Raw genomic sequence first — 25,498 nt, 5'->3', positions numbered from 1 at the left:
TTCGTTCAACCACCTGCTGTTATCATCCCTGCACCTTGACTTTAGTAAGGAGCACTCATGAGGCATCTGCTGACCGGGCTGGCCGTTCTCCTGTTGCTGGCGATCAATACGCTGGCCCTGATAGGGCCGATCCTGCTGCTGGCGTTACTCAAGCTGCTGCCGATTCCACGCCTGCGCAAATACTGCTCCCATGGCGTGATGTGGTTCGCGGAAACCTGGGCGCAGATCGACAAGGCCATCTTCGCCCTGCTGATCCCCACCGTCTGGGATATCCGCGGTGCCGAGCAGTTGCGCCGCGACACCTCCTACCTGGTGATCAGCAACCACCAGTCCTGGGTGGACATTCCCGCGCTGATCGAGACCTTCAACCGCAAGGCACCTTTCTTCAAGTTCTTCCTCAAGCAGCAACTGATCTGGGTGCCCTTCCTCGGGCTGGCTTTCTGGGCGCTCGACTACCCGTTCATGAAGCGCTATTCCAAGGCCTTCCTCGGCCGCAACCCACACATGAAGGGCAAGGACCTGGAGATCACCCGCGAAGCCTGCGAGAAATTCCGCGAGATGCCGGTCACGGTGGTCAATTACCTGGAAGGCACCCGCTTCACCCAGGCCAAGCACGACCAGCAGCAATCGCCCTACCGTCACCTGCTCAAGCCAAAGGCCGGCGGCGTGGCCTTCGTCCTCGCCAGCCTGGGCGAACAGCTCGACGCCATCCTCGATGTCACGGTGATCTACCCCGGCGAGCGGGTGCCCGGCTTCTGGGAACTGATCAGCGGCCAGGTGCCGAAAGTCATCGTCGATATCCGCAGCCTGCCACTGGAGCCTTCCCTCTGGCAGGGCGACTACCAGGACGACCCGGCCTTCCGCCAGCAGATGCAGGAATGGGTCAGCGAGCTGTGGCAGGACAAGGACGCCCGCATCGAGGCATTACGGGCTGAGCGCTAGCACACGCAAGCGGGAGAGGGCCGGGGAGAGGGTAAGCCACGGCACCCCACGCCCCTTTCAGTTAGACTGCGCGCCACTTCCCTGCCGATGATGCCGCCGTGTCCAGTACCGCCTTCTCCAGCCTGCCCCTGTCCGCCGCCCTGCTGGGCAACCTCGAGTCGCTGGGTTATGCCCAGATGACCCCGATCCAGGCGCAGTCCCTGCCGATCATGCTCAAGGGCCAGGACCTGATCGCCCAGGCCAAGACCGGCAGCGGCAAGACCGCCGCCTTCGGCATCGCGCTGCTGGAGCCGCTGAATCCGCGCTGGTTCGGCTGCCAGTCGCTGGTGCTGTGCCCGACCCGGGAACTGGCCGACCAAGTCGCCAAGGAAATCCGCCGACTGGCACGCGGCGCCGACAACATCAAGGTCCTGACCCTGTGCGGCGGCGTGTCCTTCGGGCCGCAGGTCGCCTCGCTGGAGCACGGCGCGCACATCATCGTCGGCACCCCGGGACGGGTGCAGGAACACCTGCGCAAGGGCACGCTGAAGATCGACGGCCTGCGCAGCCTGGTGCTGGACGAAGCCGACCGCATGCTCGACATGGGCTTCTACGACAGCATCGCCGACATCATCAGCCAGGCACCGGGCAAACGGCAGACCCTGCTGTTTTCCGCCACCTACCCCACGGCCATCAAGCAGCTCGCCGCCAGCTTCATGCGCGAACCGCAGCAAGTGCACGTGGAAGCCCTGCACGACGATACGCAGATCGAGCAGCGCTTCTACGAAATCGCCCCGGAACAGCGGCTGGAAGCCGTCGCCCGGTTGCTCGGCAACTTCCGTCCGGAAAGCTGCGTGGCCTTCTGCTTCACCAAGCAGCAGTGCCAGGAAGTGGTCGAAAAACTCAATAACCTGGGCATCTCGGCGATGGCACTCAATGGCGACCTGGAACAGCGGGATCGCGACCAGGTGCTGGCGATGTTCGCCAACCGCAGCCTGTCGGTACTGGTCGCCACCGATGTGGCCGCGCGCGGGCTGGATATCGAGGCGCTGGACATGGTCATCAACGTGGAGCTGGCGCGGGACGCGGAGATCCACGTTCACCGCGTGGGCCGTACCGGGCGCGCCGGCCACAAGGGCCTGGCCGTCAGCCTGGTGGCACCGGCCGAGGCCCACCGTGCCCAGGCCATCGAGGCGCTGCAAAAGGCGCCGCTCAACTGGATGCCACTCGGCGCACTCAAGCCGCTGGACGGGGCGTCCTGGCAGCCACCGATGGTGACGCTGTGCATCGCCGCCGGGCGCAAGGACAAGCTGCGCCCCGGCGATATCCTCGGCGCGCTCACGGGCGATGCCGGCATCCCCGGTACGCAGGTCGGCAAGATCGCCATCTTCGACTTCCAGGCCTATGTCGCGGTCGAACGGGGCGTAGCCCGCCAGGCCCTGCAACGCCTGAGCCAGGGCAAGATCAAGGGACGTTCGCTGAAAGTGCGCTTGTTGAACGCCTGAAAACGTCAGCGCGCGCACCGTTCATCGGCGCGCGCGCAGTACACGGCAGGATGCCGCCGGGCATGACTTAAGACATACATTAAGCAAGGTCTTTTCCCATAGACTTACGTCCAATGTGCCCGCCAGGCCTGGCGGCTCAACATCGCCGGAAAAAAGGATGTGGACCATGAGCAAAGCGGACGCCTTCACCGAGGCGGGGAAAACGGCAGTGCTGCAGAACATCCATGGCACCATGGAATTCCTGCGCAAACACCCCCCCTTCAACCTGATGGAAAACGCCCATCTGGCCTATCTGGTGGAAAACTCCCTGCTGCGTTTCTATGCCGCCGGCGAATCCATCCTCAAGCCTGACGACGGCATCGTCGAGCACTTCTATATCGTCAAGCAGGGCCGTGTGCACGGCCAGCGGCCCTACACCACCAAGCGCGGCACGGAACCGACCTTCGACATCACAGAAGGCGAGTGCTTCCCGGTGGCCGCGCTGGTCGGCGAGCGGGCCACGCGCACCGAGCACCTGGCCGCCGAAGACACCTTCTGCCTGGTGCTGAACAAGGAAGCCTTCGTCAAGCTGTTCTCCCTCTCGGACACCTTGCGCGACTTCGCCTTGCGCGGCGTCAGCAGCCTGCTGGACCAGGTCAACCAGCAGGTCCAGTTGCGCGCCGCCGAGAGCCTGGGCGCACAGTATTCCCTGGACACCCGCCTGGGCGACCTGGCGCTGCAACACCCGGTCACCTGCCTGCCCGACGTCTCCCTCAAGGAAGCGGTGCGGACCATGCACGAGCAGCATGTGGGCAGCATCGTGATCGCCGACGCACAGTTGCACCCCCTGGGGATCTTCACGCTGCGCGACCTGCGTCGCTTCATCGGCGGCGGTGACTGCGACCTGAACACCCCCATCGACCAGTTGATGACGCCGCGCCCCTTCCACCTGCCACCGAGCGCCACGGCCTTCGATGCGGCCATTTCCATGACCGAGCGTCATATCGCCCACGTCTGCGTGGTCGATCACGGCGTGCTGAAAGGCGTGGTTTCCGAGCGCGACCTGTTCTCCCTGCAGCGCGTCGACTTGGTGCATCTGGCCCGTACCATCCGCAGCGCCACCAAGGTGGAAAGCCTGGCCGCCCTGCGCGCAGACATCCGCCAACTGGTGGACAACATGCTGGCCCACGGCGCGTCCTCGACGCAGATCACTCATATCGTCACGCTGCTCAACGACCACACCGTATGCCGGGTGATCGAACTGGCCATCGAGGAACTGGGCGATCCTGGCATTCCCTTCACCTGGCTGTGCTTCGGCAGTGAAGGTCGCCGCGAACAGACGCTGTACACCGACCAGGACAACGGCATCCTCTTCGAAGCATCGGATGCCGCCGAGGCCGCGCACATCCGTGGACGCCTGCTGCCCCTGGCCGAGCGCATCAACCGCGACCTGGACACCTGCGGCTTCACCCTGTGCCGCGGCAACATCATGGCCAGCAACCCGCAGTTGTGCCTGTCACGCCAGGAATGGCAGCGCCGCTTCAGCACCTTCGTGCGCGAGGTCACCGCGGAAAACCTGCTGTCGAGCACGATATTCTTCGACCTGCGTGCCATCTGGGGCCCCGAGGAAAGCTGCGAGCAACTGCGCGAGGCATTCCAGCACGATATCGCCAGCAATGGCGTGTTCCAGCGCCTGATGGCCGAGAATGCCCTGCGCCAGCGGCCGCCCATCGGGCGCTTCCGCGACTTCGTGGTCACGCGCAAGGACGATGAGGAAACGGCGAAGCTGGACCTCAAGGTGCAAGGCCTCACCCCCTTCGTCGATGGTGCGCGCCTGCTGGCCCTGAGCCATGGCGTCGAGTCCTGCAACACCCTGGAACGACTGCGCCACCTGGTGGAAAAGGAAGTGATTGACGCCAAGGATGGAGCCGCCTATGAAGAGGCCTATCACTTCATCCAGCAAACGCGCATGCAGCAACACCAGCAACAATCCCGCGAGGGGCAGCCTTATTCGAACCGGCTGGACCCTGACTCACTCAATCACCTGGACCGCCGCATCCTGCGCGAGTCCTTCCGCCAGGCACAACGCCTGCAAGCAAGCCTGGCGCTACGATACCGACTCTGATGACGACCTTCATGAATATGGCCTGGTTCAAGAGACGTCGGGGGCCTCTGCTGGACCTCGATCAGTTGCAGCGGCTCAAGTGTCTGCCGACACCGGCCGCTGCCGATTCGCGCCCATTGCGCGAGCAGCGCATGGTGGTGCTGGACCTGGAGACCAGTGGCCTGGATACCCGCCGCGACATCGTCCTGTCGATTGGTGCCGTGGTGATCGAGGATGGCGCCATCTCCATGCGCAACCAGTTCGAGTGCACCCTGCTGCGCCCGGACCAGGCGGTCAGCGAGAGCGTGCTGATCCACGGCATAGCCCCCAGCGCACTGGCGGCGGGCGTGGAGCCGGCCGAAGCACTGTTGTCGTTCATGGAATTCGTCGGCGACAGCCCGCTGCTGGCCTTTCACGCCGCCTTCGACCAACGCATGCTGACCCGTGCACTCAAGGACAGCCTGGACTACAAGCTGCGCCACCCGTTCTACGACGTCGCCGAACTGGCGCCGATGCTCTGCCCGGACAACCGCCCGCGCAAGAGCGGCCTGGACGACTGGACCGAACACTTCGGCCTGCAGATATTGCAGCGTCACCATGCCAGCGCCGATGCACTGATCACCGCCGAACTGGCGATGATTCTGTTCAGCAAGGCACGCCGCCAGGGACTGGACAGCCTGCTCGCCCTCAATAATCGCCTGAACAACTGGCGGCATCGCCAAAAGGCGCAGATGCTCTGAGTCTCGGTCTGGGCTCTACACCCGCGCGCCCGTCAGTTGGTCGATCAGCGCCTGATACGCCTCCAGCGCAGCGAATTCCTCGGTGTCCTTGTCGACACCCTGGCTGTCCGGGCGGCGTACGCCGAGCAGGTGACCGACACCGAAGTCCCGGGCACTGCGCAGGATCGGCAGGCTGTCATCGATGAACAGGCTGCGCGTCGGGTCGAATTCGACCTCCTGGCGCAGGCTCTGCCAGAAGCGCGCATCCTCCTTGGGGAAGCCGTAGTCGTGGGAACTGACCAGCCGTTCCAGCCAGGGCGCCAGGGCGACGCGCTCCAGTTTGATCGCCAGCGAGTCGCGGTGGGCATTGGTGATCAGCACGGCACGCTTGCCGGCCTCGCGCAGGGCCTGGAGAAAGGCCAGGGCACCGGGTCGCGGGGCGATCAGTGCGGCGGCCTCGCGCTTCATCTCGCGGATCGGCAAGTCCAGCTCGCGACTCCAGTAATCCGTGCAATACCAGTTCAGGTGCCCATGCTGGGCGGCGAACACCGGCGCCAGCAACGCCTTGCTCCGCGCCAGGGACAGGCCACGCCGCTCGGCATAACGCGCTGGCAGCATTTCGAGCCAGAAGTGATTGTCGAAATGCAGGTCCAGCAGGGTGCCGTCCATGTCCAGCAGCACGGTGTCGATGTCATTCCAGGGTAGTGTCATGTTCTCTCATCAGGGTAATTGCATGAGGCCTTTCTTCCCTCTCCCCAGCCCTCTCCCGCAAGCGGGAGAGGGGGCAACAGTAGGCGCTATCGATGAAGATCCGTTCTCTCATCATCAGGCAGGGGCGCGTGGGCAAAGCCGGGTTATGATAGCCGCTCGTCTCCAGGAGTGTTGCCATGCGCCAGAAGCCCACAGTGCTCGCCCGCGAAATCGTCGCCTCCAGCCGCCTGTTCCGGGTGGAAGAGCTGCAATTGCGCTTCTCCAACGGAGTCGAGCGTACCTACGAGCGACTGGCCAGCAAGGGCAGCGGTTATGGCGCCGTGATGATCGTGGCACTGGACGGACAGGGCCGCGCACTGTTGGTCGAGGAATACTGCGGCGGCACCGACAGCTATGAACTGTCCCTGCCCAAAGGGCTGATCGAGCCTGGCGAGGACGTACTGGACGCCGCCAACCGCGAGTTGAAGGAAGAGGCCGGCTTCGGCGCCAGGCAACTGGAATTCCTCGCCGAGTTGTCGCTGTCGCCCGGCTACATGAGCCAGAAGATCCAGGTGGTGCTGGCCCGTGACCTCTACGAGGAGCGGCTACCGGGCGACGAGCCGGAACCCATGCGCCTCGATCACGTGGACCTGCGCGAACTGTCGAGCCTGATCCAGCACCCGCAATTCAGCGAGGGCCGTGCCCTGGCGGCGCTCTACCTGACCCGCGACCTGCTGACCCAGCGCGGGGAGTTCCAGCCATGAGCCACCCGCTGCTCGAACCGGTCATCGCCCTGGTGCAAGCCGCCGGCCAACAGATCCTGCCCTACTGGCGCAGCGACCTGGCGGTACAGGAAAAAGCCGACGCCTCACCCGTGACGGCAGCCGACCTGGCGGCCCATGCCTTGCTCGAAGCGGGCCTGCGCGCGCTGGACGACAGGATCCCAGTACTCTCGGAAGAAGACTGCGAACGCCCACTGGCCGAACGCGCCGACTGGAAGCGCTGGTGGCTGGTCGACCCGCTGGATGGCACCAAGGAGTTCATCAGCGGCAGCGACGAATTCACCGTCAACGTGGCGCTGATCGACGCGGGCCGTGTGGTGTTCGGCGTAGTCGGTATTCCGGTGCGCGGCACCTGCTACTACGGTGGCGACGGCCTGGGCGCCCATTGCCAGGAGCGCGACGGCCAGGTGCGAGCGCTGCACGTACGCCAGGCACCACCAGGGCACTTCACCGTGGTGGCGAGCAAACGCCACGGCAGCCCGGAACAGACCCAACTGCTCGAAACCCTGCGCGAGCGCCATGGCGACCTGACACTGGCCTCCGTCGGCAGCTCCCTGAAGTTCTGCCTGCTGGCCGATGCCCAGGCGGACTGCTACCCGCGCCTGGCCCCGACCTCGCAATGGGACACCGCCGCTGCCCAGGGTGTGCTGGAGGGCGCGGGCGGCGAAGTGCTGGACCTGCAAGGCCAGCCGCTGACCTACGAGGCCCGCGAGAGCTACCTCAACCCCTTCTTCCTGGCGCTACCACAGGAGGCCGACTGGCGCACCGAGCTGCTGGCGGCCAGCCGCCATCTGTCGTCGACGGCCGGTTAGCACATGGGCAGCCCGTCCCTCGGCCAGTCCCTGCGCAGCTTGTGGGCGCTGGAGAAATTCGGCTATAGCCTGCGCGTACTGATCGCCCTGGCGGGTGCCATGGGCCTGTCCTGGTACCTCGACCAGCCGAACCTGATGATCCCGCTGTTCCTCGGCATCATCGCCAGCGCCCTGGCGGAAACCGACGACAGCTGGTTCGGACGCCTGAGCGCACTGCTGGTGACCCTGCTGTGCTTCAGCATTGCCTCGGTCTCGGTGGAGCTGCTGTTCCCCTTCCCCACCCTGTTCATCGGCGCCATGGCGCTCTCGGCCTTCGCCTTGGTCATGCTCGGCGCCATTGGCGAACGCTATGCCACCATCGCCCAGGCCACGTTGATCCTGTCGATCTACAGCATGATCGCCGCCGACCAGCGCGGCGGCGAAATCAGCCACTTCTGGCGCGACCCCGGCCTGTTGGTCGCCGGCGCCGCCTGGTATGGCCTGCTCTCGGTGATCTGGAACGCACTGTTCGTGCACCAGCCGGTGCAGCACAGCCTGGCCCGTCTGTACCGCGAGCTGGGGCAGTACTTCAAGCTCAAGGCGGCGCTGTTCGAACCGACCCGCGCCATCGACCTGGAACACCAGCGCCTGCAACTGGCGCAGCAGAACGGGCGCGTCGTGGCGGCCCTCAACGCCGCCAAGGAAACCCTGCTGCACCGCCTCGGCCATGGCCGCCCCGGGGTGAAGATCAGCCAGTACCTGAAGCTGTATTTCCTTGCCCAGGACCTGCACGAACGCGTCAGCTCCTCGCACTACCCCTACCAGGCGCTGGCCGAGGCCTTCTTCCACAGCGACGTGCTGTTCCGCTGCCAGCGCCTGCTGGAGGAACAAGGCAAGGCCTGTCGCGACCTGGGCCGCGCCATCCAGTTGCGCCAGCCGTTCAGCCATGGCGAGTCCGGACGCATGGCCCAGGATGACTTGCAGGCGTCGCTGGAACACCTGCGCCAGCAGAACAACCCGGCCTGGCGCGACCTGCTGCGCTCGTTGCGCGCCCTCTCCGGCAATCTGTCGACGATTCACCAGCAACTGTCCAACGCCAGCAACCCCGATGCCCTCGGCAACGAGGCCGACAGCAGCCTGTACGACCGCCAGCCAAAGACCCTGCGCGACGCACTGCAACGCATACGCATGCAGATCACACCCTCTTCGCTGCTGTTCCGCCACGCCCTGCGCATGAGCCTGGCGCTGGTCTGCGGCTACCTGGTGCTGCACGCCATCCATCCGGCCCAGGGCTACTGGATACTGCTGACCACCGTCTTCGTCTGCCAGCCGAACTACGGCGCCACCCGCATCAAGCTGGTGCAGCGGGTCAGCGGCACCGTGCTCGGGCTGCTGGTCGGCTGGGCACTCTTCGAGCTCTTCCCCTACCAGCAGATCCAGGCGCTGTTCGCGGTGGTCGCCGGCGTGGTGTTCTTCGCCACCCGCAGCAGCCGCTACACCCTGGCCACCGCCGCCATCACGCTGCTGGTGCTGTTCTGCTTCAACCAGGTCGGCGACGGCTACGGGCTGATCTGGCCACGCCTGTTCGATACCCTGCTCGGCAGCTTGATCGCGGCGGCGGCGGTGTTCCTGGTGCTGCCCGACTGGCAGGGTCGACGCCTGAACCAGGTCGTCGCCAATACCCTGGCGCGCAGCAGCGACTACCTGCGCCAGATCGTCCAGCAGTACATCACCGGCAAGCACGACGACCTGGCCTATCGCCTGGCCCGCCGCGATGCGCACAACGCCGACGCGGCGCTCTCCACCACACTGTCCAACATGCTGCTGGAGCCTGGGCACTTCCGCCGCGATGCGGAAACCGGCTTCCGCTTCCTGACCCTGTCGCACACCCTGCTCAACTACCTCTCGGCCCTCGGCGCCCACCGCGAGAGCCTGCCAGGCGGCGCCAGCGACACGCTGCTGGAACAAGCGTCGCAACAACTGGCTCGCAGCCTCGACACCCTGGCCGAGGCCCTGCGCAACAACGAAACGGTCGAGGTGCATTGCGAGGATGAGGAACGCCTGGCCCTGCAACTGGAGCAACTGCCGGACGAACTCGACGAGAGCACCCGACTGGTCTACGTCCAGCTCGGGCTGATCTGCCGACAACTGGCACCCCTGCGCAGCATGGCTGCCCACCTGGTCCGCAAACCCGACGCACAATCGGAGTAAGATGCGCGCCCGGTCACAGGAGAACGCAGGGTGCAGGCTACAGACGTAATCATCATCGGCGCGGGCGCGGCAGGCCTGATGTGCGCCTTCAACACGGCCCTGCGTGGCCGCCGTGTCCTGCTGCTGGACCACGCCAACAAGCCCGGCAAGAAAATCCTCATGTCCGGTGGTGGCCGCTGCAACTTCACCAACCTGTACGTCGAGCCAGGCAACTTCCTTTCGCACAACCCGCACTTCTGCAAGTCGGCACTGGCGCGCTACACCCAGTGGGATTTTCTCGAACTGGTCGGCAAGCATGGCGTGCCCTGGCACGAGAAGAAGCTCGGGCAACTGTTCTGCGACAACAAGTCCAGCGACATCCTCGACATGCTGCTGGCCGAGTGTGACCAGGCCGGTGTCGAACTGCGCCTGGATACCCGTATCGATGCGATCGAAGCCAGCGGCCACGGCTATAGCCTGTCGACCAGCGCCGGGCCGCTCGCCTGCGAATCACTGGTGATCGCCACCGGTGGCCTGTCGATTCCGACCCTGGGTGCCAGCGGTTTCGGCCATCAGGTGGCGCGTCAGTTCGGCCACCACATCTGGCCGACCCGCGCCGGCCTGGTGCCTTTCACCCTCACCGACCCACAGTTGAAGAACCTCTGCACGGAACTCAGCGGCACCTCGGTGGACTGCTACGCGCAGTGCGGCGGGCAAGGCTTCCGCGAGAACCTGCTGTTCACCCACCGCGGGCTGAGTGGCCCGGCGATGCTGCAGGTGTCTTCCTACTGGAACCCTGGCGATACGCTGGAAATCGACCTGCTGCCGGGGCGTGACGCGCTGCAATGGCTACAGGAGGCCCAGGCGCAACGGCCCGCCATCGAACTGAAGACGCTGCTGGCCGAAGTGTTCACACGCAAGATGGCCGGCCTGCTGTGCGAGTGCTGGTTCGAATCACGGCCATTGAAGCAGTACAACCCGCCGCAGTTGGACGAGATCGCCCGACAGCTTGCCGCCTGGCAACTGACGCCAGCGGGCACGGAAGGTTATCGCACGGCGGAAGTGACCCTGGGCGGCGTCGACACCCGCGAAGTCTCGTCGAAGACCATGGAGTCGCAGAAATCGCCAGGTTTGTATTTCATCGGGGAAGTCCTGGATGTCAGCGGCCACCTGGGCGGCTTCAACTTCCAGTGGGCGTGGGCGTCGGCCTACGCGGCGGCTCAGTACGCCTGAGCCCGGAGAAGTCGGCGCAGTGCGCCTGCACCGTGCCACCGCTACCCGGACGAATGCCGGGAGCAGTGGCGCGCTCTTCATGCAGGCAGGAGCCGAAAGCAGCATAGATCGTGAGAAAACCAGGCTTCATCGGAACCTCCCTGCATAAGCGGGTGCGGCCGTTTACTCAGCCGCTTTTTCGGCTGCCGGCGCGCTTTCGTCAGCTTCGACAGGCGCGGACTCGGCTGCCGGGGCGCTGCTGTCAGCCTCGGGTGCTACGGTTTCAGCTTCCGGCGCGCTCTCGACGGGCTCGCTGCTCGGTACCGGATCAGCGACCGGCGGGGCAGGCTGCTCGGCAGGAACCGGTGCCGGCGGCGTAGTCGGCTCGCTCTCGGAACCACAACCGACCAGCAGCAGACCCAGTGCCGGAGCCAACAGATAAGAAAGACGCATCTTCAACCTCCTGAATGAAAGACGATGGGCCTCTAGGCCCACGGTTAAATCGACAACGAAACGGGCAAAGAGTGCCGTACAGCGGATTCAATGCCCGGGAACCACCTCGATTTCGGCGCTGTTTTCCACGGCAACACGGATAGCCTCCGCGCTAAGACCCGGAATCAGCATCTGGATGAAGGCGATGGCGTAGCCACGCAGGAAAGTCCCCCTGCGCACGGCGATACTGGCGACGTTCGGCGGAACCAGATTGCCCGACAGGCATTCCAGCTTGGTGTCGCGCTGCGGATTGTAGGCCATCTCGGCGACGATGCCGATGCCCAGCCCCAGTTCCACGTAAGTCTTTATCACGTCCGAATCGATGGCGGTCAGCACGATATTGGGCGTCACCCTCTGGTCGAAGAACGCCTGGTTGATACGGCCCCGTCCGGTCATGCCCTCTTCGTAGGTGATGATCGGGTACTGGGCGATGTCGACCAGTGTCGGCTGCTCGATCCGGGTCAGCGGATGCCCGATGGGCACGACCACCCGGTGCCACCAGCTGTAGGCCTTGAACAGCGCGAAGTCGGATTGCCGCGACAGTGATTCGGTGGCGAACCCCAGGTCGGCGCGCCCATCGCGTACCATCTCGACGATCTGCGCCGGAGAGGTCTGGTGCAAGGCCAGCTTGACGTTGGGGAAGGCTTCGCGAAAGGCCGTCACCACACCGGGCAAGCGGTAACGCGACTGGGCATGGGTGCTGGCCACGGTCAGGCGACCGCTGGCGAAGCCCAGGTATTCGTCGGCGGCGTCCTTGAGGTTGTCCTTTTCCACCAGGATTCGCTCGATGATGCGGGCGATGTCGCGTCCAGGGGCGGTAAGCCCGGTCAGGCGCTTGCCGTGGCGTTCGAATATCGTTACGCCCAGCTCTTCCTCCAGTTCGCGCAACTGTCGCGAAACGCCGGATTGGGAGGTGCACAGCACGTCAGCGGCTTCGGTCAGGTTGAAGCCCTTGCGGATGGCTTCGCGCACGGCTCGTAGCTGCTGGAAATTCATGGTTGGAGCTTCCTTCGTTGGCCCCGGCCTCCTGGCCGACATGCACTCCATTACGGCGATTACAGGTTTGTCAGCACCATGTTAGGCAAAACGGTAAATTATTTTAAGTTATAAATTATTATTCATATATTCCATAAACAACTATTCAACCTGCCTCCGGCCATCCGTCCGCCAGCACAGAAACATCACGAAGATCGGCACCAACAGAACAAACACCGTTTGCAAGCCGAACAGTTCACCCAGCACGCCACCCAGCAGGGCACCACTCAAGCCACCCGCCGGCCCGACGAACATGGTCAGGCCGACGATGCGACCCTGCCCCAGGCGCTCCCCGGCCTGTGCCAGCCAGGTGATGTTGATCACCTGCACCATGCCCGAGCCCACCCCCAGGACGACGGCCCCCAACCACAACTGCCACGCGCTGTCGGCACTGCCGAGCAGCAGCAGCGCCACGACGATGAACAGGCAGCCAGCCCGAAAGAACGCCTGCGCATCCATCCGCGCAGCCACACCGCCAAGGCACAGCAGGGCCAGGACATAACAGGCGCCCTGGGCCGAGATCAGCCCCGCCGCCGCCGCGGGGCCGAAGTGAAAGCCGGAGATGGCGATCACCACGATGAAGAAGCCATAGAACTGCCCGACCGCCTGCATGCAGAACTCGCGCAGGCAGGCTGCGCGCAATTGCCGGTGCGGGCCGAGCAGCGCCACCTGGGCCTTGAGCTCGGCGAAACTCAACGGCCGGCGATGCTCCTGCTGCGGCCGGTACTGGCGCAGGATGCCGCTGGCCAGCACGACCAGCAGGAAAAAACTGCCGGCGATGACCAGGTAGGTTCCGGGAAAGCCCAGTGTCCGCAGCAGAAAAGCCCCCGCCAACGGTCCGAGCAGCAGCATGCCGACCATGTGCGTGGCACGGAACCAGCCGGCGATGCCGACGCCGACACGGCTGATCTGCTGCATGAACAAGGCCGTCAGCGACACGATGCGCAGCGGCATGAAGCAACTGATCGCCAGCATCAGCAGGCACAGCCAGAGCGGCGACTCGACCAACGGCACGAACAGATAGAGCGCGCCACTGCACAGGGTGCCGATGCGAAACAGCAGCAACGGCCCGTACTGGTCCACCAGTACCCCGGCAGGCAAGCTCATCAGCAACAGCCCGAGGCTCTGCACGGCTGCGATCAGGCCGAGCTGGGTGGCATCCGCCCGCAGCTCGACGGCATACAACGACAGGATCACATGGGCCAGCCCGGCACTCAGCCCGGCCACGGCATTCAGGGCGATGAAGGCCGGCAGGAAACCACGGGGGCTCGCTGAGCCGTCACTCACCAGGTCATTCTCCAGGACTCCACGCCCTGCGCGGATGGCGATGCCTCGGGAAGGTCCAGCGGGTCGGCGAACTCCGTCATGACATCGTCCCGGACCGCGGCGAGCGAGCGCCCGGCACGCTGCCGTGGACGCGCCTGGGGCACCTCGACAATGCGTTTGATCCGGCCCGGCCGGGGTTCCATTACCACCACCCGGTCGCCAAGGAACACTGCCTCGTCCACATCGTGGGTGACCATGATGGCGGTGATGCCTTCGTGTTGCAGGATGCCCTGCAACTCGCGTTGCAAGTGGCTACGGGTCAGGGCATCGAGCGCGCCGAAGGGCTCGTCCAGTAGCAGGATGCCAGGCCGAGCCACCAGCGCCCGGGCGATCGCGACACGCTGCGACATGCCGCCGGAAAGCTGTGCCGGGTAGCTGTTCTCGAAACCGGACAGCCCGACCAGGTCGATATGGCGCCGGACCACCTCGCGCTTGTCATCGGCCGACAGCGCGGCATTGATCAGGCTGACGGCGACGTTCTGCTCCACCGTCAGCCAGGGAAACAGGCGATGTTCCTGGAACACGATACCGCGCTCGGTGCTGGTGCCGGAAATCGGTTTGCCGTCGCTGAGGATTTGCCCCTGGTAATCGCTCTCCAACCCGACGATCAGCCGCAGCAAGGTGGATTTCCCACAGCCGCTGGCACCGACGATGCTGATGAACTCGCCCGCACGCACGCTCAGATTGATGTCGTCGAGCACCGTTAGCGGGCGCGCCTCGACCGTGTATTGCTTGCTCAGGTGCCGGATTTCCAGGGCTGCGGCATGGGCCATGATGTGTGGTTCCTCGATAACGTAGGGTGCGCCACGCGCACCGAGCCCCGGCAACGGCATCCGTCCGGGCACCTTGGAAGACAGGTTGTTCAGTGATCGCGCCAACGCAGCAGACGGCGCTCCAGCGCCTTGGCCGAGATATCGAGCAGGAAGCCGATCGCACCGACCAGCACGATGGCCAGCAGCATCAGGTCGATGCGGAACTCGGCCCGGCTCTCCATCAGCACCACACCGATCCCGTTGCCGGAGCCCAGCATGTATTCGGCACCGAGCGTGGCCAGCCAGGCGAACATCAACGCCAGGTAGAGACCGTTGAAGATCGACGGCAAGGCCGCTGGCAGCACCACCCGGGTGAACATCTGCCAACGGCTGAAGCCCGTTACCCGTCCCACCTCGACCAGTTCGCGCGGCACGCCGGCCACCCCCTCGAAGGTGTTGAGCAACACCGGGAAGAACGCCGCCCAGGCGATGAACGCGAGCTTGCTGCCCTCGCCAAAGCCGAACCACAGGGACAGCAGCGGCAACCAGGCGAACAGCGAAACCTGCTTGATCGAATGCAGCGTCAGGCCGAAGAATCGCTCCGCGCGTCGCGACACCCCCAGCAGCACACCGAACGCCAGCCCCAGCGCCAGGCCGATCAACAGCCCGCCCAGGCCACGCAGCAGGCTGAGCGCCAGGGTGCCCCAGATGGCGCGGCCCTCGGGGCTGTACAGCGCCGTGTCGATAAGCTGCCCGGGCGCGACGAACAGCTTGCTGTCGGTAATGCCGAAGGCATAGGCGCCCCACCACCCCAGCAACAGCAGTAGCGGAAGCGTCAGTCCACGGCGCAGACGGCGAAAGTCGATGTCAGCCACGAGAATTCCTCAATCGAAACCGGAACGCCGCCAGCGCAGGATGTGCCGCTCGACCAGGGCCAGCAGCAGATCGAGCAGGTAGCCGATCACGCCAATCGCCGCCACGGCCACCAGCATCACGTCGAGCTGGTAGAGCGCACGGCTGTCCACCATCAAGAACCCCAGCCCCTCCGACGAGGCCAGCAGTTCCACCACCACCAGCGCCAGCCAGCTCTTGGTCAAGGCATAGCGAATGCTGCTCCAGACCGACGGAAAGGCCGCCGGCAGGATCACCCGCCAGAGGGTCTGGCCACGGCTGAAACCATAGACTTGTGCCACTTCGAGCAAGCGCCGAGGCACCGCGCGGATGGCACTGCTGGTATTCAGCGCCACCGGCAGCAGCGCTGCCTGGGCCACCAACACGATCTTCAAGGTCTCGCCAATACCGAACAGCACCATCAACAGCGGCAACCAGCCGAGCAAGGGGACATAGGCAACCAACCGCAGCAGCGGATAGAAGTAGTCGCTGCACCGCTCCGACAAACCCATGGCACCTCCCAGCACCAGACCGATGGCACTGCCCAGCAGAAAGCCGAACAGCACCCGTTGCAGGCTGATCCACACATGCTCCTGCAACAGCCCGCTGGCGATCATGTCCCGACCACTGTCCAGCACGAACTCCGGCGCCGGCAGTACCTGCGAGGTCAGCCAGCCTGCGCTGCTGCTGAACCACCAGCACAGCAGCAGCGCCATGGGCAGTAACAGCGGCCAGGCCAGTCGACCCAGGCGACGGGCCTGCAGCGTTGGCCAGGCGGGTACCCTATAGCTCGTGAGAGGTGCGATCGGAACGGCCATCGCTTACGAACCCTGGCCGTCGATGACGCGGCCCTCGGCATCCAGTGCCGGCCAATAACCTTGCAGGTCGAGGTCCTGCAACGCCTTGTCGAGGAAGCTGCGGTCCATCCACTGCTCCACGTCGAAGTCCTTGCCGCGCAGCAAGCGCAACTCTTTGGCCAGGCGGTTGGTGTCCTTGTACTGGGCGATCAGGAAGGGGTCGAACAGCGGGCTGGCGATCTGCTTCCAGGAGCGGCCAGCGGAATCCTCGGCCACGGCCGATTGCAGGCGGAAGCTCCACCAGGGCCCGTAGATACCTTCCCGGTTGGCCTCGTCGGAAGCCCAGCGGGCGGCGCGCACCAGGACCTTGACCACCCGAGCGGTGGTTTCCGGGTAGCGACTGGCGAAATCCTCACGCACGATCAGGCCGGTCTGCGCGGTCGCATGCAAATCGCCATCGCGGGTGGTGTAGACGATCCGCGCCACACCACTGTCGCGCAGCGGCAGCAGGTCAGGCCCGCTGAAGACCGCATCGACATCGCCAGTCGCCAGCGCGGTGTTGGCGGTGGCCATGTCCAGGTTGACCTGGCGCAGGTCGCGCTCGGTCAGGCCGTTGGCCGCCAGGATACGGATCACCTGCAAATGGACGTAGGTGCCGCGGGTGTAGGCGACGCGCTTACCCTTGAGTTCGGCGACCGAGCTGATTGGTGAATCCTTGGCCACCGCCAGATAGGCATTGGCGTACTTGCTGACCGGCAGCACATAGCGGGTCTGCAAGCCGGCCGAACGGCCGATCAGCGAGATCAGGTCGCCCTGGCCGGCGAAGTCGATCTGGTTGCTGGCCAGCGCCTCGCCGACCATCGGCACGGTATTCAGACCGACGAACTTGAAGCTGACGGCATCGTTCTTGAACTCCTCCTGAAACAGGCCTTGCGAGTGTGCGATGCCGAGCAGGCCCCAGCCCCAATGGTTCGACCCGCTGGTACTGAGGGAAGGACCGCCGATGCGGATTTCCTGCGGCGGGGTCTCGGCGAGCACCTGGCCGGCGCCAAGCAGCAGCCCCAGTAACAGGAGCGTTCGTTTCAGGAAGGACGGATGGTTCATGAGACGCTCCTGGCGGATGGGTAGGCGTCGAGCAGGTCGGGCTGCTCCTTGAGGATGGTCTGGTACAGCGGCTGGAAGTTGAGCCAGCCGTGGTACGGCTGGAACCAGTTGGAAATCCGCCGGGCCTGCTCGGGCTCCATGGTCTGGGTCGAGCCGATGGACTCGGCGGCGATCTGCGACTGGCAGATCTTCTCCAGGGAGACGAACAGGTAAGCCGCTTCGTCGACACTCTGGCCAACGGTCAGCAGGCCATGGTTCTTCATCAGCAGCGCACGGTTGCCACTCAGCGCATCGACCAGCTTGTCGCCCTCGCCATGGGCATGGCTGTCGTAGACGCCATGTTTTTCGAAGAACACCGCCGACTCGGCACTGGCCGGTGGCAACGAACGGCCATTGGTGGTCCAGGTCCGCCCGTAGAGCGAATGGGTATGCGCCGCCGAAACGATGTCCGGACGCAGCGAGAGGATTACCGAATGCAGCGGGATGCCGCCGGGGTGAGGATAACCCTCACCCTCGACGACATTGCCCTCCAGGTCGACGCGCATCAGGTCGTCCGCCGTGATCAGGTTGAAGCTGACACCGAACGGGTTGATCCAGAAGGTTTCGGGCTCCCCCGGATCCCGCGCGGAGATATGCCCCATCACTCCCTCGTCGTAGCCCAGTTTGCCGAAGATGCGAAATGCCGCCGCCAGCTTGTGCTTGCGGTGCGCGCGCTCCTCTTCGACGCTGCCGAACACGGGCGGCTGCGGGCTGGGGTAGCTGCGCCCCAGTTGCAGCCGCCGCTCCACTTCACGCCCGGCATCGGGCAACTGGCTGGACTTGCTCATGCGGGCTGAGTCTCCTGTTGACCGAGGCGACGAGCGGCGGCATGGCGGTTTTCCGGGAAGTCCAGGCCGAGGTTGCCACGGAAGGTCTCAGCCTCGTACTCCGTGCGGAACAGCCCACGCGCCTGCAGGATCGGCACCACCTTGTCGATGAAGGCGCCGGCGGTGCGCAGGCCACCCATGATGATGAAACCGTCGACCACCTGTTCCTCGAACAGATGCTGCAGCTTGTCGGCGATCTGCTCCGCCGAGCCGACGAAATTGCCGCGCGGATGAGTGGCCAGCAGGGCCAACTGACGCAGCGTGAGCTTCTGCTCCCTGGCGATACGCTTGTAGTACTCGGCAGTGGAGCGGAAGCTGTCCTTGCCGATGTCGCCCAGTTCCGGCAGCGGCTCATCCAGCGGGAACTGCGAGAAGTCGAAGAAGCTGAAATAGCGGCCCAGGTACTTCACCGCATGCTCGATATCGACGTGCTCGAGCGAAGCCTGGTACAGACGCTCGGCCTCCTCTTCGGTGTCTCCCACGATCGGTGCGATAGCCGGGAACACCAGAACGTTCTCCGGATTGCGCCCATGGGCACGCACCCGGTCCTTGATGTCCTGGTAGAACGCCCGCGCCTCGTCGATATCGCCGGAGCTGACGAAGTCGGAGAAGATCGCATCGGCATAGCGGGCCGCGAGATCACGGCCCGCCTCCGAAGCACCGGCCTGGAACTGCACCGGTCGTCCCTGGGGCGAGCGCTCGATGTTCAGCGGTCCTTGCACGGAGAAGAACTCACCTTTGTGGTCGAGGGTGTGCATCTTGTCGAAATCGACGTACTGGCCGGTCTCGCGGTTGCGCACGAAGGCGTCGTCCTCCCAGGAGTCCCACAGGCCATTGACCACGCCGACATACTCCTGGGCGATGCGATAGCGCAGCTCATGGGCATGCAGCTTGTCATGGCCGTGGTTCTTCGCCACGCCTTCGAGGGCCGAGGTCACTGCGTTCCACCCGGCACGGCCGTTGCTGATCTTGTCCAGCGAGGCCAGTTGCCGGGCCGTGGTGAACGGTTCGCTGTAGGAGGTGGTCATGGTCCCGACCAGGCCGATACGCTCGGTCACGGCAGACACCGCCGACAGCGCGCTGATCGGCTCCAGGCGACTGAGGAAGTGCCAGGTGGAGTCCTTGGTGACGTAGGCCGAGTCAGCGATGAAGGCGAAGTCGAACTTGGCCCGCTCGCCCAACTGGGCGAGCTTGATGTAGCTGCGAATGTCGGCGACGGCCCCATCGGGGATCGAGGGGTCGCGCCAGTCGCCGCCACCACCCTGGATGCCGAGGCCGAAATGAATTTTACGCGAGTCTGTACGAGCCATGATGTATGTCCTGCGGGGCGCGGGCTGTCGATAAGCCCACGCTGGATAAAGGTAATGCGGCTGTCCTGTGCAGGGTGAGCGCGGTTTCGCACGAGCAGGCAATGGTTTTTATCCGGCAATAAGAGAGCTTGCTCTTATTCCTTTTGATCACCATCAGGACATGGGTTGCTAAGTAGCATTGCCCTGCGTGATCGTGAAATACGCATAAGTTTTAAGCTTATGTGCCTCACGTTTTCGCGGCGTTCCTGACCAGTTCATCGAGCAGGTCGTGGCCGAATGGCCAATCGGCCAGGTTCGCGTCCGCCCCCAGGTGCCCATGGGCTCCCGCGACTTCCAGGCGTGCGCCCCAGGCGCTGGCGAACTGTTCGGCGCGCGCCAGGCTGACCTTCGGGTCATTGGTGCTGGTCACGACCACACTGGGAAATGGCAGCGTCTGCAAGGGAATCGGCGTGAAACCACGGGTACCGGCGGGATAGTCCGGCGCCTCGACATCGCTGGGCGCCACCAGCAGCGCACCCTTGACCGGGCCGACATGGCGTTGCGCCCAATGCACCACCAGGCTGACCGACAGCGAGTGAGCGACCAGCACCACCGGCCTGTCGTCTTCCTCGATGACCGCCTGCAAGGCGGCCACCCAGTCGGCCCGCTCCGGGGTGCTCCACTCCTGCTGCAAGACTCGCCGGTACTGCGGCTGGCGCTTCTGCCAATGGCTCTGCCAGTGCCGCTCCCCCGAATTGCCTCGGCCCGGGAGGAGTAGAACACGCACATCGGTCATCGATTTCTCCTTCGTTGAAACGGACGGCGCCATAGCCGTATGGGTTGCAGTCCATGCTAGGTCAGCCGGACCTTCGGATGAACCGATATAAAATCCAATGCTTAGACGCTGGGCGCATATACCCTGGAGTTACATCAATGACGGGACAGCCAGTCGATCAAGGCTTCGATCTGCGCGGCATCGTCCATCCCGGAAAAGGCCATGCGATTGCCTGGCAGGCTGGCCTGGGGGTCATAGAGAAATTCAGCCAACGCCTCGCGGCTCCATACCCGCTGGTTGCCGAGCAATGCGTTCGAGTAGCGAAAACCGCTGGCCTGGCCGGCCTGGCGCCCGACCACGCCCTGCAGGCTCGGCCCGATGCCGTGCTGCCCGGCCTGCAGGCTGTGGCAGACCTGGCAAGGCTCGAACAGCTCAGCGCCCGGCTCCGCCGCCAGGCTGGCGCAGGGAACCAACAGCGCGAGCCAGGCCAGCACCCTCACGCCAGTCGCCCAGGGTTGGCGCGGTAACGACGCACGATGGCGTCCGCCGTGTGGTAGGCCAGCGCCCCGACCAGCAGGGTCGGTGGATAGGCCGCGTTGTGCGGAAACAGCGACGCACCAGCGATGAACAGGTTGTCCAGTGCCCAGGACTGGCCGTACTTGTTGGTCACGCTGGTCTCGGGATCGGCCCCCATGACGGTGCCGCCAGTGTTGTGGGTCGCCTGGTAGCGCTCCACCGACCAGTGCCCGACCTCCCGTGGCTGGGTCTGGTGAGTCGGCTTCATCCCCCCCGCCAGGCGCTCCAGCACCTGGGCCGCATGCCGGGTCAGGCGCCGCTCGTTGTCGGTGAAGTCATAGGTGATGCGCAGCAACGGCTGCCCCAGCGCATCGCGGTAGGTCGGATCGAGGTCCAGATAGTTGCCCCGGTGCCCGGGGTTGGTCGTGTGGGCACCGATGACCATGCTGCGCGGATACCAATAGGCCATCTCGCGTTTCCAGGCCGCGCCCCAGCGTGGCGTGCCAGGCGGCAGCATCTGGGCACTGATCGGCAGGCCCGGACCACTGCTGGCATAGAACACCGAACCACCGACCGCGCCGATCTGGCCACGGTCGAAATCCCAGTTGGCATTGAAATCGTCGAGGCTGCTCAAGGCGCCGTTCATGAACGGGTTGAACTGCCGGTCGGCGAAGAACAGGCCAATGCCGGTGCCCGGTTGATAGGCATAGTTGCGCCCGACCACCCCTTGGCCGGTGGCGGGGTCGTAGGGCCGGTCGATTCCCGAAAGCAGCAGCAGGTGCACGTTGTTCAGCGCGTAGGCACTGAGGATCACCAGCTCGGCCGGCTGAAAGTACTGCTGCCCGCTGGGCAGGTGGGTGTACTCCACGCCGGTGGCGCGCCGACTCACGGCGTCATGGACGATGCGCGACACCCAGGCATTGGGCCGCAGCTCGAAATTCGCCGCCTGGCGGGCCTGCCCGATCACCGTATGGTGCGGACTGCCCTTGGCGTTGACCTCGCAGCCGTAGCCGCCGCAAAAGCCGCAGTACTGACAATCGCCGAAGGTGACACCCGCCGGGTTGGTGTAGGCCCGCGATGCCCGCGCCATGGGAATGGTGTAGGGGTGATAGCCAAGGCCGCGTGCGGCCTCTCCGAACAGTTCGCCGGCCAGCCCCGCCTCCAGCGCGGGCAGCGGATAGGCACTGCGCCGCACGGCCTCGAACGGGTTGCCGCCCTGTGGTCCGGCACCGGGCAGCAGGCGCTGGCCGACGTTGTGCGCCGTCCCGGAAACCGCCGCCATCCGTTCGAACTTCTCGTAGAACGGCTCCAGCTCGTCGTAACCGATGCCCCAGTCCTGCAACTGCATGCCATCCGGGAGATGGCCCGCGCCATAACGCTCACGGTAGAGACTGGCGATGCGAAACTCCTGCTCGGGCCAGCGCAGCGACAGCGTGCCCCAGTGGATACCCGAACCACCGACACCTTCGCCAGGCAGGAATGCACCCAGGCGACGCATCGGCAGCGCGGTCTCGCCGGCATGGTTGCGCACGGTGAAGGTGCTGCGCGAAACATCCTGCAGGAGTTCGTGGCGCACCGAGTAACGCAGCTCGTCCCGAATCCAGGGCACACTGAAGTCCTCGGCGGTGCTGTAGTCGCCACCCCGCTCCAGGGCCACCACGGAAAGTCCGGCACGGCTCAGTTCGTTCGCCAGGATGCCGCCTCCCCAGCCAAGCCCGACGATCACCGCATCGACGGCGGCGAGTCGCTTCATCGCTCGCCACTCCAGCCGGAGACATCGGCGATGGCCAGCGGCTCGGCACGGTACGGACGATCATGGAAGCGCACGATGTTGCGCCGGTTGGACTGGATCACGCCGGGGAAGCCCAGCAGTCGCCACCCCCCCTTGTCGCGGTTGCCGCCATAGGCCGGATCGGCAAAAAGACCTTCGCGCACCAGGCCGTAGAGCATCTCGAAATAGACACCCGACGGTACGCCATCCAGCACCTGCTGGTTGCCTGCCAGTTGCTGCAACAACGTCTCGAAGCCTGCCTCGTCCAGTTCGGACCACGCCCGCTGTGTGGTTTGCCGCACATGGACGAACAGCCCCGCCGTGGCCACCCGGAACAGCCGCGCGGGCGGCAGTCCCAACTGATAGCCCTGGGCTGGCGTGCCCTCGGCGAACGGTCCCTGCTGGTAGAGGCGTTCCCCCTTACCCCAGCCACTGGACAGCGCCCGGTCGATGTACAGCGCGATCCCCAGTTGGAACCCCGACGGCGACAGGTCGTCGGCCGGCACCATGTGTTCGCTCAGTCGTTCGATGAAGGCCGCCTCGGACGGCCGCAGAAAGGTGTAGGCCTGCGGCGCGACCGGAGCGGCCTGCTCGACCTGGGCGGCACGCGGCAAGGCCGGTACTCCCAGGGCCAGCAGACCGACCGGCGCCGACTTGAGCAAGTCTCTGCGCTTGACGCTCATGCTCGGCGGCCTCAGAAGAAATCGCGCTTGACGCTGAACAGTACGGTGCGCGGATCGTTGTAGGTCTCGCCGAGGATATTGAACGGTGCGAACCAGGTGCTGCTGGTGACATAGGTCTTGTCCAGCAGGTTGCGCACGTTCAGCGACAGGCTCCACTGGTCGCCCGGCAGATACCAGGTCCCGCCCAGGTTGACCAGGGTACGCGACGGCACCTCGGCCTCACGGGTCAACTGCACCTCGCGGGAACGGTAGCTGACGTCGCCATAGAGCTCGGCGCTGCCGGGAATGGCGAACGGCAGGTTCCAGGTGAATCCGGCGCCCGCCAGCCAGCGTGGCCCTGGCAAGGAGTTGCCGGTGTAGTCGGTGTTGGCGTTGCCGGTCGGGTTGAGGAAGTCCTTGAACTCGGACTCCACGTAGGTGGTGTTGAAGTTCACCTTCAGGTCATCGGTGACCCGCGCCGTCACTTCCAGCTCGGCCCCGTAGAGCACGGCGCTGGCCGCATTGACCACCACCGAGCCATTGATCACCTGGCCATTGACGATCGGGCTGGAGACCCCCGACTGGTAATCGTCGAAATCGTTGTAGAACAGCGCCAGGTTGCTTTGCAGTCGACCGTCCAGCGCGGTGCTCTTGAGTCCCCATTCATAGGCCGTGACCTGTTCCGGCTCGATCGGCAGCCCGGCGACCGCGATCGATCCCGAGACCACGTTATGGCCGCCGGCCTTCTCGCCCTTGGCGAAGCTCAGGTAGGTGAACAGGTTGTCGTTGATGCGGTAGTCGAGGCCGAGCCTGGGCGTCCAGGCGTCGGTCTTGTGGGTCAGGCCGTCCAGGCGACCGGTGGTGCCCAGGTTCTCCAGCGCGGCATTGGAGGCATAGCTGGTCCAGTCGTACTCATCCTTCTGCTTGTTGAAACGCAGGCCGGCGGTGGCCCCCAGGCGCTCGGTCAACTGGTAGTGGGCCTGGCCGTAGACACCGAGTGACTGGACGTCGGTATCGCTGGTGATGCCGTTGTAGGCGTTGAAGGTCCAGTTCGGACGGTTGACCTTGAGCCGCTCCTGGAAACCGATCACACCGGTGGTGTAGCTCAGGGCGCCATGCTGCCCGTTGAGCTGGAATTCCTGGGAGACCTGGCGCTGATCCAGGTGGAATTCCCAGCCAAAGCGGCGGTCGGGGATACCGTCATAGGACCAGACATCCGGATCGGTCTTGAAACGGCGCCAGGCAGTGATCGACTTGAACTCCAGTTCGTCATTGAGCTGGGTCGCCACCTTGAGCGACAGCCCGGCATTGACGTTCTTCGCCTTGAGCTGCTTGTCCTCGTAGGTCACCCGCTCGCTCAGTGGATAACCCGCGGCATTGGCACGGCTCAGGGCATAGTTGTCCGACGTGTCCTTGAGCGCATCGCCAGTCAGCACGATGTCCGTGGTGTCGTTCGGGGTCAGCCGCAGCTTGGCGCGCGCCTGCTCGGTATTGATGCGGTTGACGTCCTTGTTCAGGGTGCGGTTGCGCACCGTGCCGTCGTTCTCGCGCTTGGTGTAGGCGAAGCTGCCGTAGAGCAGGCCAGGGTTGATCGCACCAGTGATGAAGGCCTTGGCCTCGCGGCTGCCGTGGTTGCCGGCACCCAGGGACAGCGAGGCGCGGTACTCATCGGTCGGCGTGGCGGAAATCACCTTGATCGCCCCGGCGCTGCTGTTCTGGCCATAGAGCGTCCCCTGCGGGCCGCGCAGCACTTCTATACGCTCGATATCCGGCAGGCCGAACACGCCGCTGTTGATCACCCGTGGGATGTAGACATCGTCCAGGTACAGCGCGACGGAGCTGTTGTGGCCCGGCATGGAGCCGCTGCCGATGCCACGAATGGAGCGATAGCCCATGCTCGACGATGTCGTGCCGGGCGCGTCCAGCCCCGCCACAGCCCCGGCCGCCAGGTCCTGCAGCCCCCGCGAATTCTTGCGTTCCAGCGCAGCGGCATCCAGCACCCCCACCGCGACCGGGGTCTGCTGCAAGGAAGTCTCGCGCCGCTCGGCGGTCACGATCACATCAGGCAGACGCGGGTCCTTGCGAGCCTGGGGCTCCTGCTCCTCGGCCTGCAAGGCCATGGACGGCGTGGAAGCACCCACCAGCAACGCCAGGCCAATCGCCTGACGAAGACGGGAACGCGGGAAAACGGTGGGGCCGAATGGAAGCGAGGTTGGCATGATCTACTCCTGAGATTATTGGACTCAACACCTCCATTTCGTGATGGTCGGTTCGTGTCCCGCCGGGCGTTACGCGGGGCGGATAGCGGCAGAGTAGAGTGAGCTGCCTA

General features: G+C 64.9%; 23 protein-coding genes. 8 read left to right on the top strand and 15 right to left on the bottom strand.

Features of this window, described 5'->3' with window-relative positions; all coding sequences use genetic code 11:
• Positions 1–57: 57 nt before the first annotated feature.
• The 4 genes from HW090_RS12615 to HW090_RS12600 all read left to right on the top strand — a co-directional run bounded on the left by HW090_RS12615 (position 58) and on the right by HW090_RS12600 (position 5,249).
• The gene (locus HW090_RS12615; protein WP_179113853.1) at positions 58–942 is read left to right on the top strand and encodes an acyltransferase; all 885 of its coding nucleotides are present in this window, start codon (positions 58–60) and stop codon (positions 940–942) included.
• A 98-nt stretch (positions 943–1,040) separates the two neighbouring features.
• Complete coding sequence (gene dbpA, locus HW090_RS12610; RefSeq protein ID WP_179113852.1) at positions 1,041–2,426, top strand: ATP-dependent RNA helicase DbpA; 1,386 nt, start codon at positions 1,041–1,043, stop codon at positions 2,424–2,426.
• A gap of 166 nt (positions 2,427–2,592) precedes the next feature.
• Positions 2,593–4,530 (top strand): putative nucleotidyltransferase substrate binding domain-containing protein, encoded by a 1,938-nt coding sequence (locus HW090_RS12605; RefSeq protein WP_179113851.1) that lies wholly within the window; start codon positions 2,593–2,595, stop codon positions 4,528–4,530.
• An 11-nt stretch (positions 4,531–4,541) separates the two neighbouring features.
• Positions 4,542–5,249, top strand: coding sequence for a PolC-type DNA polymerase III (locus HW090_RS12600; protein ID WP_179113850.1), 708 nt, complete (start codon positions 4,542–4,544; stop codon positions 5,247–5,249).
• 15 nt (positions 5,250–5,264) lie between these two features.
• Here HW090_RS12600 and yrfG read toward each other — a convergent pair whose 3' ends face one another.
• Positions 5,265–5,939, bottom strand: coding sequence for a GMP/IMP nucleotidase (gene yrfG / locus HW090_RS12595; RefSeq protein ID WP_179113849.1), 675 nt, complete (start codon positions 5,937–5,939; stop codon positions 5,265–5,267).
• 176 nt (positions 5,940–6,115) lie between these two features.
• Here yrfG and nudE point away from each other — a divergent pair, with 176 nt between their 5' ends.
• From nudE to HW090_RS12575, 4 genes are read left to right on the top strand one after another with little or no spacing between them, the layout of a single operon-like run.
• Complete coding sequence (nudE, locus tag HW090_RS12590) at positions 6,116–6,682, top strand: ADP compounds hydrolase NudE (RefSeq protein WP_179113848.1); 567 nt, start codon at positions 6,116–6,118, stop codon at positions 6,680–6,682.
• A complete protein-coding gene (cysQ, locus tag HW090_RS12585; RefSeq protein WP_179113847.1) occupies positions 6,679–7,512 on the top strand; it encodes a 3'(2'),5'-bisphosphate nucleotidase CysQ in 834 nt (277 codons plus the stop codon). Before nudE ends, cysQ begins: the two co-directional genes overlap by 4 nt.
• Before the next feature lie 3 nt (positions 7,513–7,515).
• Positions 7,516–9,702: a YccS family putative transporter gene (gene yccS, locus HW090_RS12580; protein ID WP_179113846.1), complete on the top strand. Its 2,187-nt coding sequence runs from the start codon at positions 7,516–7,518 to the stop codon at positions 9,700–9,702.
• A gap of 30 nt (positions 9,703–9,732) precedes the next feature.
• Complete coding sequence (locus tag HW090_RS12575; protein ID WP_179113845.1) at positions 9,733–10,914, top strand: NAD(P)/FAD-dependent oxidoreductase; 1,182 nt, start codon at positions 9,733–9,735, stop codon at positions 10,912–10,914.
• 162 nt (positions 10,915–11,076) lie between these two features.
• Here the strand turns inward: HW090_RS12575 and HW090_RS12570 are convergent, their stop codons facing one another.
• The 14 genes from HW090_RS12570 to HW090_RS12505 all read right to left on the bottom strand — a co-directional run bounded on the left by HW090_RS12570 (position 11,077) and on the right by HW090_RS12505 (position 25,388).
• The gene (locus tag HW090_RS12570) at positions 11,077–11,346 is read right to left on the bottom strand and encodes a hypothetical protein (RefSeq protein ID WP_179113844.1); all 270 of its coding nucleotides are present in this window, start codon (positions 11,344–11,346) and stop codon (positions 11,077–11,079) included.
• An 87-nt stretch (positions 11,347–11,433) separates the two neighbouring features.
• A complete protein-coding gene (locus HW090_RS12565; RefSeq protein ID WP_179113843.1) occupies positions 11,434–12,381 on the bottom strand; it encodes a LysR substrate-binding domain-containing protein in 948 nt (315 codons plus the stop codon).
• 141 nt (positions 12,382–12,522) lie between these two features.
• On the bottom strand, positions 12,523–13,707 hold the full coding sequence (locus HW090_RS12560; RefSeq protein WP_179113842.1) for an MFS transporter: 1,185 nt from the start codon (positions 13,705–13,707) through the stop codon (positions 12,523–12,525).
• Positions 13,704–14,519 (bottom strand): ABC transporter ATP-binding protein, encoded by an 816-nt coding sequence (locus tag HW090_RS12555; RefSeq protein WP_179113841.1) that lies wholly within the window; start codon positions 14,517–14,519, stop codon positions 13,704–13,706. The genes HW090_RS12560 and HW090_RS12555 overlap by 4 nt, the downstream gene beginning before the upstream one ends.
• An 89-nt stretch (positions 14,520–14,608) precedes the next feature.
• The gene (locus HW090_RS12550) at positions 14,609–15,373 is read right to left on the bottom strand and encodes an ABC transporter permease (RefSeq protein WP_218673536.1); all 765 of its coding nucleotides are present in this window, start codon (positions 15,371–15,373) and stop codon (positions 14,609–14,611) included.
• A gap of 9 nt (positions 15,374–15,382) precedes the next feature.
• Entirely contained in the window at positions 15,383–16,207 is an 825-nt protein-coding gene (locus HW090_RS12545; RefSeq protein WP_179113840.1) for an ABC transporter permease, read from the bottom strand.
• 3 nt (positions 16,208–16,210) lie between these two features.
• Positions 16,211–17,290 carry an ABC transporter substrate-binding protein gene (locus tag HW090_RS12540; protein WP_179113839.1) on the bottom strand — a complete coding sequence of 360 codons (1,080 nt, stop codon included), beginning with the start codon at positions 17,288–17,290 and terminating at the stop codon, positions 16,211–16,213.
• Positions 17,287–18,117, bottom strand: coding sequence for a class II aldolase/adducin family protein (locus HW090_RS12535; RefSeq protein WP_179113838.1), 831 nt, complete (start codon positions 18,115–18,117; stop codon positions 17,287–17,289). Before HW090_RS12535 ends, HW090_RS12540 begins: the two co-directional genes overlap by 4 nt.
• Positions 18,114–19,466: an LLM class flavin-dependent oxidoreductase gene (locus HW090_RS12530; RefSeq protein ID WP_179113837.1), complete on the bottom strand. Its 1,353-nt coding sequence runs from the start codon at positions 19,464–19,466 to the stop codon at positions 18,114–18,116. Before HW090_RS12530 ends, HW090_RS12535 begins: the two co-directional genes overlap by 4 nt.
• Positions 19,467–19,692: 226 nt before the next feature.
• A complete protein-coding gene (locus tag HW090_RS12525) occupies positions 19,693–20,241 on the bottom strand; it encodes an alpha/beta hydrolase (protein WP_179113836.1) in 549 nt (182 codons plus the stop codon).
• 134 nt (positions 20,242–20,375) lie between these two features.
• Entirely contained in the window at positions 20,376–20,714 is a 339-nt protein-coding gene (locus tag HW090_RS12520) for a cytochrome c family protein (RefSeq protein WP_179113835.1), read from the bottom strand.
• Positions 20,715–20,716: 2 nt separating this feature from the next.
• Positions 20,717–22,489: a GMC family oxidoreductase gene (locus tag HW090_RS12515; protein WP_179113834.1), complete on the bottom strand. Its 1,773-nt coding sequence runs from the start codon at positions 22,487–22,489 to the stop codon at positions 20,717–20,719.
• Positions 22,486–23,190, bottom strand: a complete 705-nt coding sequence (locus HW090_RS12510) for a gluconate 2-dehydrogenase subunit 3 family protein (RefSeq protein ID WP_179113833.1) — start codon at positions 23,188–23,190, stop codon at positions 22,486–22,488. Before HW090_RS12510 ends, HW090_RS12515 begins: the two co-directional genes overlap by 4 nt.
• Positions 23,191–23,201: 11 nt before the next feature.
• Complete coding sequence (locus HW090_RS12505) at positions 23,202–25,388, bottom strand: TonB-dependent receptor (protein WP_179113832.1); 2,187 nt, start codon at positions 25,386–25,388, stop codon at positions 23,202–23,204.
• Positions 25,389–25,498: the final 110 nt, after the last annotated feature.

The organism is Pseudomonas sp. ABC1, from assembly GCF_013395055.1.
Classification (GTDB): domain Bacteria; phylum Pseudomonadota; class Gammaproteobacteria; order Pseudomonadales; family Pseudomonadaceae; genus Stutzerimonas.
Note: the sequence above shows the minus strand (reverse complement) of the source record. Positions and strands in the feature narration are given on the sequence as shown.

Excerpts from the sequence above, each read along its gene's own strand:
- HW090_RS12555 (WP_179113841.1), bottom strand. The coding sequence starts at position 14,519 with ATGGCCCATGCCGCAGCCCTGGAAATCCGGCACCTGAGCAAGCAATAC.
- HW090_RS12540 (WP_179113839.1), bottom strand. The coding sequence starts at position 17,290 with ATGAACCATCCGTCCTTCCTGAAACGAACGCTCCTGTTACTGGGGCTG.
- HW090_RS12615 (WP_179113853.1), top strand. The coding sequence starts at position 58 with ATGAGGCATCTGCTGACCGGGCTGGCCGTTCTCCTGTTGCTGGCGATC.
- nudE (WP_179113848.1), top strand. The coding sequence starts at position 6,116 with ATGCGCCAGAAGCCCACAGTGCTCGCCCGCGAAATCGTCGCCTCCAGC.
- yccS (WP_179113846.1), top strand. The coding sequence starts at position 7,516 with ATGGGCAGCCCGTCCCTCGGCCAGTCCCTGCGCAGCTTGTGGGCGCTG.
- HW090_RS12525 (WP_179113836.1), bottom strand. The coding sequence starts at position 20,241 with ATGACCGATGTGCGTGTTCTACTCCTCCCGGGCCGAGGCAATTCGGGG.
- HW090_RS12570 (WP_179113844.1), bottom strand. The coding sequence starts at position 11,346 with ATGCGTCTTTCTTATCTGTTGGCTCCGGCACTGGGTCTGCTGCTGGTC.
- HW090_RS12565 (WP_179113843.1), bottom strand. The coding sequence starts at position 12,381 with ATGAATTTCCAGCAGCTACGAGCCGTGCGCGAAGCCATCCGCAAGGGC.
- HW090_RS12535 (WP_179113838.1), bottom strand. The coding sequence starts at position 18,117 with ATGAGCAAGTCCAGCCAGTTGCCCGATGCCGGGCGTGAAGTGGAGCGG.
- HW090_RS12505 (WP_179113832.1), bottom strand. The coding sequence starts at position 25,388 with ATGCCAACCTCGCTTCCATTCGGCCCCACCGTTTTCCCGCGTTCCCGT.
- HW090_RS12605 (WP_179113851.1), top strand. The coding sequence starts at position 2,593 with ATGAGCAAAGCGGACGCCTTCACCGAGGCGGGGAAAACGGCAGTGCTG.
- HW090_RS12515 (WP_179113834.1), bottom strand. The coding sequence starts at position 22,489 with ATGAAGCGACTCGCCGCCGTCGATGCGGTGATCGTCGGGCTTGGCTGG.
- HW090_RS12545 (WP_179113840.1), bottom strand. The coding sequence starts at position 16,207 with ATGGCCGTTCCGATCGCACCTCTCACGAGCTATAGGGTACCCGCCTGG.
- HW090_RS12530 (WP_179113837.1), bottom strand. The coding sequence starts at position 19,466 with ATGGCTCGTACAGACTCGCGTAAAATTCATTTCGGCCTCGGCATCCAG.
- yrfG (WP_179113849.1), bottom strand. The coding sequence starts at position 5,939 with ATGACACTACCCTGGAATGACATCGACACCGTGCTGCTGGACATGGAC.
- cysQ (WP_179113847.1), top strand. The coding sequence starts at position 6,679 with ATGAGCCACCCGCTGCTCGAACCGGTCATCGCCCTGGTGCAAGCCGCC.
- HW090_RS12510 (WP_179113833.1), bottom strand. The coding sequence starts at position 23,190 with ATGAGCGTCAAGCGCAGAGACTTGCTCAAGTCGGCGCCGGTCGGTCTG.
- HW090_RS12600 (WP_179113850.1), top strand. The coding sequence starts at position 4,542 with ATGAATATGGCCTGGTTCAAGAGACGTCGGGGGCCTCTGCTGGACCTC.